The 13798-nt window shown below is 73.5% G+C and carries 12 protein-coding genes; 7 read left to right on the forward strand and 5 right to left on the reverse strand.

Annotated elements, in window-relative coordinates:
• Positions 1-198: 198 nt before the first annotated feature.
• Together ACWEKM_RS43125 and rsmH are read right to left on the reverse strand one after the other, a co-directional pair.
• On the reverse strand, positions 199-825 hold the full coding sequence (locus ACWEKM_RS43125) for a septum formation initiator family protein (RefSeq protein WP_451626771.1): 627 nt from the start codon (positions 823-825) through the stop codon (positions 199-201).
• 33 nt (positions 826-858) lie between these two features.
• Positions 859-1815 carry a 16S rRNA (cytosine(1402)-N(4))-methyltransferase RsmH gene (gene rsmH, locus ACWEKM_RS43130; protein ID WP_451626772.1) on the reverse strand — a complete coding sequence of 319 codons (957 nt, stop codon included), beginning with the start codon at positions 1813-1815 and terminating at the stop codon, positions 859-861.
• Positions 1816-2237: 422 nt separating this feature from the next.
• On the opposite strand from rsmH, the gene ACWEKM_RS43135 reads away from it, so the two are divergent.
• The 4 genes from ACWEKM_RS43135 (at position 2238) to ACWEKM_RS43150 (ending at position 7966) form a co-directional block, all read left to right on the forward strand.
• Positions 2238-2786 carry a beta-class carbonic anhydrase gene (locus ACWEKM_RS43135; protein WP_451626773.1) on the forward strand — a complete coding sequence of 183 codons (549 nt, stop codon included), beginning with the start codon at positions 2238-2240 and terminating at the stop codon, positions 2784-2786.
• 242 nt (positions 2787-3028) lie between these two features.
• Positions 3029-4060, forward strand: coding sequence for an AAA family ATPase (locus tag ACWEKM_RS43140; protein WP_451626774.1), 1032 nt, complete (start codon positions 3029-3031; stop codon positions 4058-4060).
• Positions 4060-5424 (forward strand): DUF58 domain-containing protein, encoded by a 1365-nt coding sequence (locus ACWEKM_RS43145; protein ID WP_451626775.1) that lies wholly within the window; start codon positions 4060-4062, stop codon positions 5422-5424. Before ACWEKM_RS43140 ends, ACWEKM_RS43145 begins: the two co-directional genes overlap by 1 nt.
• A 157-nt stretch (positions 5425-5581) precedes the next feature.
• The gene (locus ACWEKM_RS43150) at positions 5582-7966 is read left to right on the forward strand and encodes a transglutaminase TgpA family protein (RefSeq protein WP_451626776.1); all 2385 of its coding nucleotides are present in this window, start codon (positions 5582-5584) and stop codon (positions 7964-7966) included.
• 292 nt (positions 7967-8258) lie between these two features.
• Here the strand turns inward: ACWEKM_RS43150 and ACWEKM_RS43155 are convergent, their stop codons facing one another.
• The 3 genes from ACWEKM_RS43155 to ACWEKM_RS43165 all read right to left on the reverse strand — a co-directional run bounded on the left by ACWEKM_RS43155 (position 8259) and on the right by ACWEKM_RS43165 (position 10537).
• On the reverse strand, positions 8259-8654 hold the full coding sequence (locus ACWEKM_RS43155; RefSeq protein WP_451626777.1) for a DUF3040 domain-containing protein: 396 nt from the start codon (positions 8652-8654) through the stop codon (positions 8259-8261).
• A gap of 276 nt (positions 8655-8930) precedes the next feature.
• The gene (locus tag ACWEKM_RS43160) at positions 8931-9701 is read right to left on the reverse strand and encodes a methyltransferase (RefSeq protein ID WP_451626778.1); all 771 of its coding nucleotides are present in this window, start codon (positions 9699-9701) and stop codon (positions 8931-8933) included.
• Positions 9702-9958: 257 nt separating this feature from the next.
• The gene (locus ACWEKM_RS43165) at positions 9959-10537 is read right to left on the reverse strand and encodes an SAV_6107 family HEPN domain-containing protein (protein ID WP_451626779.1); all 579 of its coding nucleotides are present in this window, start codon (positions 10535-10537) and stop codon (positions 9959-9961) included.
• A 422-nt stretch (positions 10538-10959) separates the two neighbouring features.
• Between ACWEKM_RS43165 and ACWEKM_RS43170 the strand changes: the two genes are divergently transcribed.
• The 3 genes from ACWEKM_RS43170 to ACWEKM_RS43180 all read left to right on the forward strand — a co-directional run.
• The gene (locus tag ACWEKM_RS43170) at positions 10960-11589 is read left to right on the forward strand and encodes a TetR/AcrR family transcriptional regulator (RefSeq protein WP_451626780.1); all 630 of its coding nucleotides are present in this window, start codon (positions 10960-10962) and stop codon (positions 11587-11589) included.
• A gap of 386 nt (positions 11590-11975) precedes the next feature.
• Positions 11976-12590: a DUF4126 domain-containing protein gene (locus ACWEKM_RS43175; RefSeq protein WP_451626781.1), complete on the forward strand. Its 615-nt coding sequence runs from the start codon at positions 11976-11978 to the stop codon at positions 12588-12590.
• A gap of 46 nt (positions 12591-12636) precedes the next feature.
• A partial coding sequence (locus tag ACWEKM_RS43180; protein WP_451626782.1) for a phytoene desaturase family protein occupies positions 12637-13798 on the forward strand: 1162 nt, incomplete at its 3' end.

Below are 13798 nucleotides of genomic sequence, written 5' to 3' on the forward strand. Positions count from 1 at the left end.
GGCGGCGGCGCGGGCGGGCCGCGTGGGGGGGCGGGGGGGGGCTGGGGCGCCGGCCGGGGGGGCCCCCGGGGCGGGGGGGGGGGGGCCCGCCCGCCCCGGCGCGGTGCGGGTCGCCCCGGTCCGCGCGGATCCGGGGCGGGACGGGCTTGGCGGGGCCGGGCACGCGACGGCGCGGCGGTTCCCTGTCGGACACTTCCGTCACCTGCCGGGGGTCGGGGTCGAGACGGACCGGGGGGCGGAGGAGGGCGGGGCCGGCGCCGACGCGGCGGGCGCGGCGGACGGACCGGCCGTCGGGGTGGCCGGGCCCGCGGCCGGGACGGACGGGCTCGCGTACGGGGAGCCCGCGCCGGCGTACGGGACGGATGGGCTCGCGCCGGGGGCGGACGGGTTGGCGCCGGGGGCGGCGGTGGTCATCGCCTCCGGTGGCGCGGGCGCGGGCGAGCGGACCACGTACTGCCTGGCGGCGGCGGGACCGGGGACGCCCTTGACGGTGCCGTCGGGGCCGAGGAAGGCCGGGTCGCCGCCGGGCACCATGCCGAGTTCACGGGCCCGCCGCTGGAGGGCGTCGGGCGCGGAGTAGGCGTCGATGTCGCGCCGCAGGGCCTGTTCCTCGTCGGTGAGGTTCTTCGTGCGCTTCTGCAGGTCGTCGAGCCTGAACGAGCCTTCGCTGAGCGCCGAGTTCAGCACGAGCAGACCGATGAGGCCACCGCCGAGGAGCAGGACGACCAGGAGGACGAACGGGGTGCGGGCCGCCTGGGCGCGACCGGCCGGGAAGAGCCGGGCGAGCCGGGCCGCCCTGCCCCTCAGCTCGGATGTGCTACCCACATGTCCTCCGGTGAGTCCGGGGACCCGACTCGCTCACTCGGCGTCCTCCCTGATGCGCTCGGCCCCGCGCAGCCGGGCCGGGGCCGCCCGGCGGTTGTCGGCGACCTCTTCCTCGGTGGGAAGTTCGGCACCGCGCGTGAGCAGCTTGAGCCGGGGCTGGTAGCGCTCGGGCACGACCGGCAGTCCGGGCGGCGCGGTGGTGCCGGCACCGGCCGCGAACACCTGCTTGACCAGGCGGTCCTCCAGCGAGTGGTACGACAGGACGGCGATCCTGCCGCCCAGGGCGAGCGCCTTCACCGCCGCGGGTACCGCACGCTCCAGGACGGCCAGTTCGCCGTTGACCTCGATGCGCAGCGCCTGGAAGGTGCGCTTGGCCGGGTTGCCGCCGGTGCGCTTGGCGGCCTGCGGCAGCGCGTCCCGGATCAGTTCCACCAGGCGGGCGCTGGTGGTGAAGGGCTCCTTGTCGCGCTCGCGGACGATCGCGGCGACGATCCGCTTGGCCTGTTTCTCCTCGCCGTAGGCGCGCAGGATCCGGACGAGTTCGCCGGCCGGATAGGTGTTGAGGACCTCGGCGGCGCCGATCCCCGCCGACTGGTCCATACGCATGTCGAGGGGGGCGTCGTGGGCGTACGCGAAGCCACGGTCGGCCTCGTCGAGCTGCATGGAGGAGACACCGAGGTCGAAGAGGACGCCCTGCACGCGCGCGATGCCGAGTCGGGCCAGGACGTCGGGGAGTTCGTCGTAGACGGCGTGCACGAGGGTGGCCCGCTCGCCGAAGGGCGCCAGCCGCTGCCCGGACAGGCGCAGGGCCTCCTTGTCGCGGTCGAGGGCGACGAGCCGGGTCTGCGGGAACCGGCCGAGCAGTGCCTCGCTGTGCCCGCCGAGGCCCAGGGTGCAGTCGACGACCACGGATCCCGGCCGCTCCAGGGCTGGCGCCAGCAGGTCCAGGCACCGCTGGAGCATCACCGGGACGTGTCGACTCTGGCTCAAGGGGCCCTCTCAGCTCCGGCGCGGGCCGTACGCACCGCCGGGTCCCCGCCCGCTCGTGAAGGGGAGGCCGGCCGGCGCCGGAAGCGTCAGCCGGCCGGGAGCGGGAGGAGGCCGAGCCGTACGTACGCGCCGCGCACGTGGGGAGACGGTCCGCGCGCGTGCCGGGGTCTCCGGATGAATTCAGTCCAGCGGGGAGAGACTCGCCTCCCAACTTCGCGCCACTTTAGTCCACCGTGTCTCGCGGTCAATCAACCGGCCTGCGCGTCGCGAACCGCACTCCGGTCGGCGCCGCGATCCGGAAAGAATCAGTCGTACGGCTCACTTTTATCGTCCGTGTGGGTTAGCTCACACCAAACAACGATGACATTCTTTGTCCCAGCCATAACAGGACCGCTCGTCGGCTGACCAGTACCGTCGTGAGTATGACGACTTCTGCAGCAGTTCCCGCCGGGTCCGAGGACGCCATAACGGGCGAGGGCACCGTGACGGACCGTCTCGTGGAGGCCAACGGGCGGTACGCCGCCGCGTTCACCGACCCCGGGATGGACGCCCGCCCCATTCTGCACGTCGCGGTCGTGGCCTGTATGGACGCCCGTCTCGATCTGCACGCCGCGCTCGGCCTGGAACTCGGCGACTGTCACACCATCCGCAACGCGGGCGGTGTCGTCACCGACGACGTGATCCGCTCCCTGACCATCAGCCAGCGGGCCCTCGGCACCCGCAGCGTCGTCCTCATCCACCACACCGGCTGCGGCCTGGAGTCCCTCACCGAGGAGTTCCGGCACGAACTGGAGATGGAGGTCGGCCAGCGGCCCGCCTGGGCGGTGGAGTCCTTCCGGGACGTCGACCAGGACGTGCGGCAGTCCATGCAGCGGGTGCGCACCTCGCCGTTTCTGCTGCACACCGACAATGTGCGCGGCTTCGTGTTCGACGTCAGGACGGGCCTGCTGCGCGAGGTCGACCCCGCCTGAGCAGTCCGGGCGCCCCCGAAACACCCGATGTGCGAGGCCGGAAAGTCCGGCCGAAAAGAGCCGTAAGGCCGACATCGTGCGGGCAGTTGTCCACAGGCGAGTGACACGAATCGGTAACGGCGGCAAGAATGCGGGGTGTGACGTCACGCGGAACTTTCCACGTGTGGCGTCCGTGTTTCGGGGTGGGCCGGTCCGCAGCGCAGAGCGACGGCCCGGAGTGAGAACGGGCCGAGGAGGGCCGGGTGACGACCTATGACGATCGAGCGAGCCTCACTGATCTGACCGCCACTGTGGAGCGTGTCCGCAGTTCGGTGGAAGGAGTGATCGAGGGCAAGCCCGAGGTCGTACGGCTTTCGCTGACCGTACTGCTGGCGGAGGGGCATCTGCTGATCGAGGATGTGCCCGGTGTGGGCAAGACAATGCTGGCCAAGGCGCTGGCGCGATCCATCGACTGCTCGGTGCGCCGCATCCAGTTCACCCCCGACCTGCTGCCGTCGGACATCACGGGTGTGTCCATCTGGGACCAGCAGCGCCGGGACTTCGAGTTCAAGCCGGGCGCGATCTTCGCACAGATCGTGATCGGCGACGAGATCAACCGGGCCTCCCCCAAGACGCAGTCCGCGCTGCTGGAGTCCATGGAGGAACGGCAGGTCACCATCGATGGGCAGACCTATGAACTGCCCAGCCCTTTCATGGTGGTGGCCACGCAGAACCCGGTCGAGATGGAGGGCACGTACCCGCTGCCGGAGGCCCAGCGCGACCGCTTCATGGCCCGCGTCTCCGTCGGCTACCCCAGCGTCGAGGCCGAGTTGCGGATGCTGGACGTGCACGGCGGCGCCTCGCCTCTGGAGGACCTCCAGCCGGTCGCCCACGCGCACGAGATCGTGAAGCTGGTCGAGGCCGTCCGCGGGGTGCACGTCGCGGAGACCGTCCGGCGCTACGCGGTCGACCTGGTCGCCGCCACGCGCGCGCACCCCGATCTGAGACTCGGCGCCTCCCCGCGCGCGACGCTGCATCTGCTGCGGGCGGCGAAGGCGGCCGCGGCCCTGGCCGGCCGGGAGTACGCGCTGCCGGACGACATCCAGGCCCTGGCCGTGGCGGTCCTCGCGCACCGGCTGCTGCCCACCGCCCAGGCCCAGCTCAACCGGCGCACGTCGGAGCAGGTGGTCCAGGACATCGTGCAGCGCACGCCGGTACCCGCGGCGGCGCGGCAGAACGGCTTCGGCGCACCGGGTGCGACCGCGTACGGCCAGCAGCCGCCCCGGAGGCTGTGATGAGCGGCGGGGGGACCGGGCGGCCGGAGACCGAACGCGACGACAAGGGCGGTGTCCGCACGGCCCTGGCCGGGCTGACCACGCGCGGCCGTTCGTTCCTGGCGGCCGGCGTCGCCGCCGCCATCTGCGCCTATGTGCTGGGGCAGAGCGATCTGCTCCGGGTCGGACTGCTGCTGGCCGCGCTGCCCCTCATCTGCGCGACGGTCCTGTACCGCACGCGCTACCGGGTGGCGGGCAGCCGCCGGCTCTCCCCCTCGCGCGTGCCCGCGGCCGGCGAGGCCCGGGTCCATCTGCGCATGGACAACGTCTCGCGGCTGCCCACGGGCCTGTTGATGCTCCAGGACCGGGTGCCGTACGTGCTCGGGCCGCGGCCCCGCTTCGTGCTCGACCGGGTGGAGCCGGGCGGTCGCCGGGAGGTGTCCTACCGAGTCCGGTCCGACCTGCGGGGCCGCTATCCGCTCGGCCCGCTGCAACTGCGCCTGACCGACCCCTTCGGGATGTGCGAGCTGACCCGCTCCTTCTCGACGTACGACACCCTGACGGTGATCCCGCGCGTGGAGGCGCTGCCGCCGGTGCGCTTCAGCGGCGAGGTGAAGGGGTACGGCGACGGGCGGCAGCGCTCGCTGGCCCTGGCCGGCGAGGACGACGTGATCCCGCGCGGCTACCGGTACGGCGACGACCTGCGCCGGGTCCACTGGCGCTCCACCGCGCGCTACGGCGAGCTGATGGTGCGCCGCGAGGAGCAACCGCAGCGCTCCCGGTGCACGGTGCTGCTGGACACCCGGGGCATCGCCTTCGCGGGCGCGGGCCCGGACTCGGCCTTCGAATGGGCGGTGTCCGGCACCGCCTCCGTGCTGGTGCACATGCTCGAACGCGGCTTCTCGGTACGCCTGTTGACGGACACCGGCAGTTCGGTGCCCGGGGAGGGCACGGACGGGTTCGCCGGCGCCAGCCAGGAGACGGCGGACTCGGCCGGGCTGATGATGGACACCCTGGCCGTGATCGACCACTCGGACGGCGCGGGCCTGTCCCGGGCCTATGACGTGCTGCGCGGCGGCAACGAGGGGCTGCTGGTGGCCTTCCTCGGCGAGCTGGACAAGGAGCAGGCCGCCGTGGTCGCCAAGATGCGCCGGCGCAGCGGCGGTGCCGTCGCCTTCCTGCTGGACCCGGACACCTGGGTGCGGGAACCGACGGACGTGCCCGGACCGGGGAACGGTCACGCGGATGGGCTGCGGCTGCTGCGGGAGGCGGGCTGGACGACCGTGAGCGTGCCGCGCGGCGCCTCGCTGGGCGAACTGTGGCGCCAGGCGGACCACGAACGCACGGGCGTGGCCGCGCTGAGCGGCGGGGAGGCACGGCCATGAACGGTGGCAGCACACGACCGGCACGACCACGACCGGCACGGTCCTGGCTGGCACGGTCATGGCTGGGCGGGACAGGTTCGCGCGGGGCGCGTTCGGGCAGCGCCCTGGTGCGGGCGCCGTGGTCCGGTGGTACGGCGCGCGGGCGGGAGGTGACGGCATGAGCGGGCGGGCCCGACTGGCGGTGTGCGCCGCCGTGGCCACGATGATGGTGGCGTGCGCCCTGCTGCCGCTGGTCTCCCCGGCGACCTGGATCTTCCAGGCGGGCCTCCTGGTGGCGGTACAGGCGGGCGTGGGCGCGGCGACCCGGCGGGTGCCGCTGGCCCGGTCGCTGACCGTGACGGCCCAGGCCCTGGTGAGCCTCATACTGCTGACCCTGCTCTTCGCGCGGGGGCACGCGCTGCTCGGGCTGATCCCCGGGCCGGACACCTTCCGTTACTTCTCGGACCTGCTCCAGCAGGGCTCGGACGATGTGAGCCGGTTCGCGATCCCGGCGCCCCTGTCCGAGGGCATCCGGCTGATGCTCGTCGGCGGTGTCCTGGTGATCGCGCTGATCGTGGACGTCCTCGCGGTGACTCTCCGCAGCGCGGCCCCGGCGGGGCTGCCGCTGCTGGCCCTGTACTCGATCGCCGCGGGCCTGTCCGACGGCGGCACCGACTGGCTGTGGTTCCTGGTCGCCGCCGCGGGCTATCTGATGCTGCTGCTCGCCGAGGGCCGGGAGCGGCTCTCCCAGTGGGGCCGGGTCTTCGGCGGCGCCGCCCGCTCCCCCGACGGGGCGACCGGCGGCGCGCTGGCGCCCGTCCGCACGGGCCGACGCATCGGCATGGTCGCGCTGGGCGTCGCCCTGGTGGTGCCCCTGGCCCTGCCGTCGATGCGGGGCGGCCTCCTGGACGGCACCGGAGCCGGTGTGGGCGCGGGCAGCGGCAACGGCGGCACCATCTCCGCGGTCAACCCCCTGGTGTCGCTGCGCGACAGCCTGAACATGGACGAGGACCGCCAGGTCCTGTCCCTACGAACCAGCTCGAACACCGCCTCGAACCTGTATCTGCGGATCGTCTCCCTGGACGACTTCGACGGCACCACCTGGAAGCCGTCCCAGCGGCACATCGTGGGCGTACCGAACCGGTTCCCCACGCCGGCCGGCCTGAGCCAGGACGTCAGACGCTCGGAGGTCAGGACCAGAATCACGGCCGCCGACTGGTACGCCCAGGACTGGCTGCCGATGCCGTACCCGCCGAGCGGTGTGCGGATCTCCGGCAAGTGGCGCTACGAGCCGGTGGGCATGACGCTGGTCGGCGACCACGGCCAGAACACCCGCGGTGCGGCGTACGAGGTGACCAGCCTGGACGTGCAGCCGACCGCGGAGCAACTGGCCTCGGCACCGGAGCCGTCGGAGGCGCTCAGGCGCGAGTACACCAAGGTGCCGAAGTCGCTGCCGTCGGTGGTGGCGAAGACGGCCGAGCAGGTCACCGAGGGGGCGACGAGCCACTACGAGGAGGCGGTCAAGCTCCAGGACTACTTCGCCGTGACCGGCGGCTTCCAATACGACACCGAGGTGCAGGTCGGCCGGGGCCCGGACGCGATAGCGAACTTCCTGGAGAAGAAGCAGGGCTTCTGCGTCCACTTCTCCTTCGCGATGGCCGCGATGGCCCGCACCCTGGGCATCCCGGCCCGGGTCGCGGTCGGCTTCGCGCCCGGTGCGCTGCAGTCGGACGGCACGGTGTCGGTCGGCCTGAAGGACGCGCACGCCTGGCCCGAGCTGTACTTCGAGGGCGTGGGCTGGACCCGCTTCGAGCCGACCCCGACCCGGGGCACGGCACCCGAGTACACCCGGTCGGACACGCCCGGCACGTCCCTTCCGGACCTGACGCGTCCCTCGGAGCAGTCGTCCCAGGCACCCTCCGTCGCCGCTTCGCCGAGCGAGAGCTGCACGGCGCAGCTGCGCAAGCTGGAGGCATGCGAGAGCCCGTCGGCGCAGGACGTGACGGTCGGCGGCGGTGACGGCCCGAAGTGGTGGCAGTCGGCGCTGTGGGCCCTGGGCGGACTCGTCGTGCTGGTCCTCCCGTTGTCGCCGCTGCTGTGGCGCAAGCGGCTGCGGGCCGTACGGCTGGGCGGGCACGCACGCACCGAGGAAGGCGCGGCGGCCCACACACTGGCGGCCTGGCAGGAGCTGACCGACACCGCGTGGGACTTCGGCATCCTGCCGGACGAGTCGCAGACGCCGCGCCGGGCGGCGGACCGGATCGTCCGGCTCGGGCAGCTCGACCCGGCGGCCGGTGCCGCGGTGCACCGGGTGGCGGACGCTCTGGAGCAGGTCCTCTACGCACCTCGGCCGCGGCCGACGACCGGCCTCGCGGAAGATGTGCGCCGGGTGACCGAGGCCCTGGGCAGCACGGTCGGCCGGGGCACACGACTGCGCGCACTGTTCGCGCCGCGCTCGGCCGTGCGCGTGCTGTGGGCGATGTCGGCGTGGTCGGCTGCGCTCAGGGCGCGGGCGGCGGCGGCACGGCCGACCCCGCGCAAGCCGTCCGGCCAGGAGAGCTGAGGCGCCACCGTCACTCAGAGCGCTCAGAGCGTTCTGGGCTCTGCGGAGCCGCCCCGGCCGCCGACGGTCACCGGTGCCGGGTCGGCTCGTCGCCGACCACCGGCCACCAACTGCCGATCGCCGAAGAAGGTTTCCGAGGCGAGCCCGGGCTTCGGGCTGGTCGAAGGCAGGCCGCACGGCCGCGGGAGGCCGCATGACTGAGGGGCCGCATGACTGAGGGGTGACCGCCCAGCACGGGTGGTCACCCCTCAGTCAGATATGTATGTGTGGCCCTGTTCTCCCGGTGGGCTCTCTAGCGGCCGCCCTGCTCGTCGCGGCGACGCTGCCAGCGCTGTTCGATACGGTCCATCATGGAGCGCTTCGGCCGTGCCTGACGGCGCGCGTGCGGGGCACCCGCGGCGGGCTGCTCACCCGGCTTGGGGGCCTTGCGCCAGCCCGTTACGGCGAGTACCGCACAACCCAGCATGACGAGGAAGCCCACCACGCTGACCCAAATCTGCTGCGCGACCATTCCGGCCATGAGGAGCGCGATACCTACGAGGAAGCCTGCGACCGCCTGGTAGACCCGTCGCCGGGTGTACGTACGCAGCCCGCTTCCCTCAAGCGCTGTAGCGAACTTGGGATCTTCGGCGTACAGCGCTCGCTCCATCTGCTCGAGCATGCGCTGCTCGTGCTCCGAGAGCGGCACGGAGTCCTCCTCATCGTGCAGTCGCCGGGGCGACCCGGGGGGTCCCTTCAGGATAGGCAGGGAATCGCCCCCGTGAAACCCGCCCCTCTAGGCCAATTGGCCAACCGGAACCCGCCATGGCCGTCCCGGCTCGCTGAGGCTTCCATTCCCCAGCGGCCGACCCGTCATGCCGGGCGGTCTCCCTCGATCATACGGCGCAAACCCCTCGATCGGGGGGCCTGTGGCGTACTCCATCCGCTGCCGCGGCCCTGATCAGCGGTGTGACCCGGGAGCTGCTCAGACCTCGTCGGGCCCATGCGTCTCGCCGAGGACATGGAGCTGCGTGGCCACGGAGCGGAACGCGGGCAACTCGGCTGCCGCCGCCTCCAACTTCAGCAGGGCGTCGAGGGCTCCGGGCTCGGTGTCGACCAGGACTCCGGGTACCAGGTCGGCGAAGACCCGCACGCCGTGCACGGCGCCGACCGCGAGGCCCGCGCCCTCGACCAGCGCGGTGAGCTGTTCGGCGGTGAAGCGCCGGGGCACCGGGTCGCCGGCGCCCCAGCGGCCGTCGGGATCGGCGAGGGCCTGCCTGGCCTCCGTGAAGTGTCCGGCCAGGGCGCGGGCGAACACGGCGCCGCCGAGCCCGGCCGCGAGCAGACTGAGGACGCCGTCGGGGCGCAGCGCGGCCACCACGTTGCGGACGCCCTCGGCCGGGTCGTCGACGTACTCCAGGACGCCATGGCACAGCACCGCGTCGAAGCCGCCGCGCGCCACGACGTCGAAGAGACCGCGGACATCGCCCTGGACGCCCCGCACCCGGTCGGCGACACCGGCCTCGGCGGCCCGTCGCTCCAGCGCGAACAGCGCGTTGGGGCTCGGGTCGACGACGGTGACGCGGTGCCCGAGGCGGGCGACGGGCACCGCGAAGTTGCCGCTGCCGCCCCCGGTGTCGAGGACGTCCAGCGAGTCCCGACCCGTGGCCTTGACCCGGCGGTCGAGGGCGTCCTGGAGGACCTCCCAGACCACGGCGGTACGGAGAGAGGCGCGGGGGCGCATCGGGTCCGACACGACAGTTGACTCCTCGGCGCGGCACCGCCTGTTGCCCGGCGGCGCGAACGGGGTCCCTCCCCCGCCCGGGGCGCGGGAGAGGGAAGGTTTCAGGCGTTCTCCACCCTATGGCCTCCGCCGCCGTACCTGGTCGACGCGGGGGCGCGCGGGCCTCCGCGTCCCGTACGGCGGACCGCGCGCGCCCGATGTCCCCTGCGGACCGCGCGGTCTCGACGTCCCCTGCGGTCCGGTCGCGGCCACGCAGGCTTCGGGGCCGTTCAGCCCGCGTCCGGCATGACCCTGTCAGCCAGGCCCGTGTCGTCGGCGCGGTCGGTCGGTTCGGCGGTGTCCTGACGGGGCTGTGGCAGGACCGGCTGGAGTGCCAGCATCCGCTCCACGATCCGGAAGAACATCGCCACGTCCCGTATCAGATCGTCGGCGTCCCGGCGGCTCGCCGCGTCTCGGATGCCCGCCTCGGCCCGGGCGCGGCGGGCGGCGCCGGAGGCGAACAGGGCGCTCCATTCGGTGAGTTCGGGCGCGATCTCGGGGAGCACCTCCCAGGCGCTCCGGATCCGCTCCCGGCGCCGGGCGTTCGGCTCCGGGCGGCCCCGGGCGGCGAGGACGGCGGCGGCGGTGCGCAGGGCGGCGAGATGGGCCGTGGCATAGCGCTCGTTGGGTGTGTCGAGGACGGCGGCCTCGTCGAGTCCGGCACGGGCCTGGGCGAGCAGGTCGAGGGCGGCGGGCGGGGCCGTGGCCCGGCGGAGCACGGGGTGCACATCGCCCGCCGGGCCGGTCAGTGAGGGGGCAGGGCCGGTGGCGCGGCGCCGGTGGGCGGCTGCTGCGGACGAGCTGGCCATGACGAACCTCCTGTCGTCTGTGTGACGGCACACCCGATACGAGGTGCCGTATGTGCCCATCGTGCGGTATGCCACTGACAATCCGTTCTGACCTGGGCTTTCGATTCGATCGACAGTTCGGGTCAGCTGATGGGGAGCTGCGGATCCCGGACGACTGCGGGGACCGGGACGGGGACGGGGACGGGGACCGGAATCGGGACCGACCACGGCGCCGCGCCGTACTTCATTCCGCTGTCCCCGTGGGTGGGAGCGACGGCCGCCCGCGGGGTGATCCCGCCGCTCGACCGGCGCGCCCTCGCGGTCGGTTCGGGCGCGTGACGGACCTCGCTCCAGGGCCGACTGTCCGCGGCCTCCTGGTCCGAGCCCGGTGCCGGGCCGGTTCCTGTGCCGGTGCTGGGCCGGTTCCTGTGAGAATCGGGACCATGGAAAGCAGCAGTGCCACGCCCGGCGGCAGCACCCGCCGCGAGGCCACCCGGCAGCGGCTCTACGAGGCCGCCGTCACGCTCATCGCCGAGCAGGGCTTCTCCGCCACGACGGTGGACGAGATCGCCGAGCGCGCCGGGGTCGCGAAGGGCACGGTCTACTACAACTTCGCGAGCAAGTCGGTCCTCTTCGAGGAGTTGCTGCGGCACGGCGTGGGCCTGCTCACCGCCTCCCTCCGGGAGGCGGCCGAGCGGACGGCGGACGAGGGCGGCGGCAAGGTGGACGCCCTGGACGCGATGGTCCGGGCCGGTCTCGTCTTCATCGACCGCTATCCGGCCTTCACCCAGTTGTATGTGGCCGAGTTGTGGCGCCCCAGGCGCGCCTGGCAGCCCACCCTGCTGGTGGTGCGGCAGGAGGCCGTCGCGGTCGTCGAGGGCGTACTGCGCGAGGGTGTGGCCGACGGCGAGTTCAGCGAGGAGATCGACGTGCCGCTGACGGCGGCGGCACTGGTCGGCATGGTGCTGGTGGCCGCGCTGGACTGGAAGTCGTTCCAGCCGGAGCGCTCCCTGGACGACGTCCACGCCGCCCTGTCCCGGCTGTTGCAGGGCCGAGTGAGCGGCAAGGGATAACCGGACAACGGGATAGCGGGACAACAGAACAACGGGAAGCGCCGGTCCGCCGTGGCCGCGTCCCCCGCGGGCCACCTCGAACCGGCGCTTCCCCGTGCTCCCCCGTATCTCCCCCGTGGAACCCCCGTTGCGGTCATCCTCCGGGTTCCCCCGTGTCCTCGCTTCCGCCGACGAGTCGACGGAAGGAGCGGCTCAGGGCGGGCACCGTTCCGCCGCCCCGTGTCGGCGGTGCCGGTCCCCGTCCCTCTGCCGTGCCTCCACCTTCTCGTTCCAGCAGGTCGGAACCCATCCGCGCGCGTACTCAACTCACCGCCTAGGTACGCGTACTCAGCCGTCCGCGCTCGTGCGCAGGACGCAGCGCCGCCTCCCTGGTTACGATCGCGTCCGTGTCCGTACTCCCTCTGGTGTTCACCAGCGGCTGGGCCAGCGGCATCAATGCCTACGCCGTGGTGCTGCTGCTCGGCCTGTTCGGCGCGACCGGGGTGAGCGACGACGTTCCGCAGACGCTGCAGCGCCCCGAGGTCCTCATCGCGGCCGGCGCGCTGTTCCTGTGCGAGGCCGTCGCCGACAAGATCCCCTACGTCGACTCGGCGTGGGACTCCGTGCACACCGTGGTCCGGCCGCTCGCGGGCGCCTGGGTCGGGGCGCTGCTCGCCGGGCAGAGCGGTTCGCTGTCGGACGTGGCGGCGGGCCTGCTGGGCGGTTCGACGGCGCTCGCCAGCCACGCGGTCAAGGCCGGGACCCGGATGGCGGTCAACACCTCGCCGGAGCCCTTCAGCAACGTGATCCTGAGCACGGCCGAGGACGCCGGCGTGGGTGCCGTCGTCTCCTTCGCCCTGTTCCATCCGGAGGCGGCGGCGATCGTCGCGGCGGTGCTGCTGGCCGCCGGTGTGGCCGCGCTGTGCTTCCTGGTCTCGCGGATCCGGCGGTTCCTGCGCCGCCGGGCGCAACGGCGGGAGGAACGCCGATTGGCCGCCCGACCGGTCCGCCCGCCCGACTGACCGCCCGCGGCCACGATTGTCAGTGGCGGTCGATAAAGTCGCAGGCATGGCACGGATTGCGGTGATCGGCGCCGGGATGGGCGCGATGGCGGCCGCCGCCCGGCTGGCCGTCGCGGGCCACCGGGTGGTGGTGTACGAGCGCACGGAGACATACGGCGGAGCGGTGCGCCGTTTCGAGCGGGACGGCTTCGGATTCGACACCGGCCCGGGGGTGCTGCCGCTGCCCGCGGTCTGGCGCGATCTGTTCCTCAAGACCGGCAAGGAGCCACTGGAGGAGTGCGTCCGGCTCACCCAGGTCGACCCCTCGTCCCGGCATCTGTTCGCGGATGGCACCGAGGTGTCGCTGCCGAACGCCTCGCGCGCGGGTGTCGTCGCGGCCCTGGACGAGGCCCTGGGATCCGGTGCCGGGCAGCGCTGGGGCGACTTCCTGGTGCGCGCCCGCGAGGCGTGGGACCGCACCCGCCGGCCCCTGCTGGAGGAGCCGCTGTGGTCGAACTGGGTGGTGCTGGCCGAGCGCGAGCCCTATCCGGCGGTCCCCCACAAGCGCCTGCTGCGCACCCGCCGGGCCGCGACGCTCGCCGAGATCGGCGCGTGGGAACTGCGGGACCCACGGCTCGCCACCCTGCTGGCGGGTCACGCGCTCGGGTACGGCCTGGACCCCGGGACCGCTCCGGCGAGCGCGGCCGTGTTGGCGTACATGGAGCACGCCTTCGGCGTCTGGTATGTCGAGGGTGGCATGCGGGAGTTGGCGCGCGCCGTGTACGAGCGGTGTGCGCGGCGCCGGGTCGAGTTCGTCTTCGGGGCCGAGGTCACCGGGATCCTGGAGAAGGACGGCCGCGCGGCCGGGGTGGAGTTGGCGGAGGGGACGGTGGCGGAGGCGGACACGGTGGTCGGCGCGGGCCCCTGGCGGCTGCGCGGCCTGCTGCCCGGCCGGGAGCCGTACGGGCCGGGCGTCGTCCAGCCGACCGCCGAGGGGCTGTTCCCGGGCCGGGCCGTGGTGTGCCTCGCGCTGCGCGGCGGCCGGGAGCCGGGGGCCGCGCACCGCACGGTGGTGCACTCCCCGGACGCGGCGGCCGAGTTGGGCCTGTTCACGGCGGAGGGGACGCCCGAGCGGCCCACGGTCCGCGTCGACCGGCCGGACGACCCCGCCCTGCGCCCCGACGCGGCGCACGAGTCCGTGGTGGTGACGGCGACGGTGCCGTCCGCGG

It is taken from the genome of Streptomyces sp. NPDC004752 (assembly GCF_053601275.1).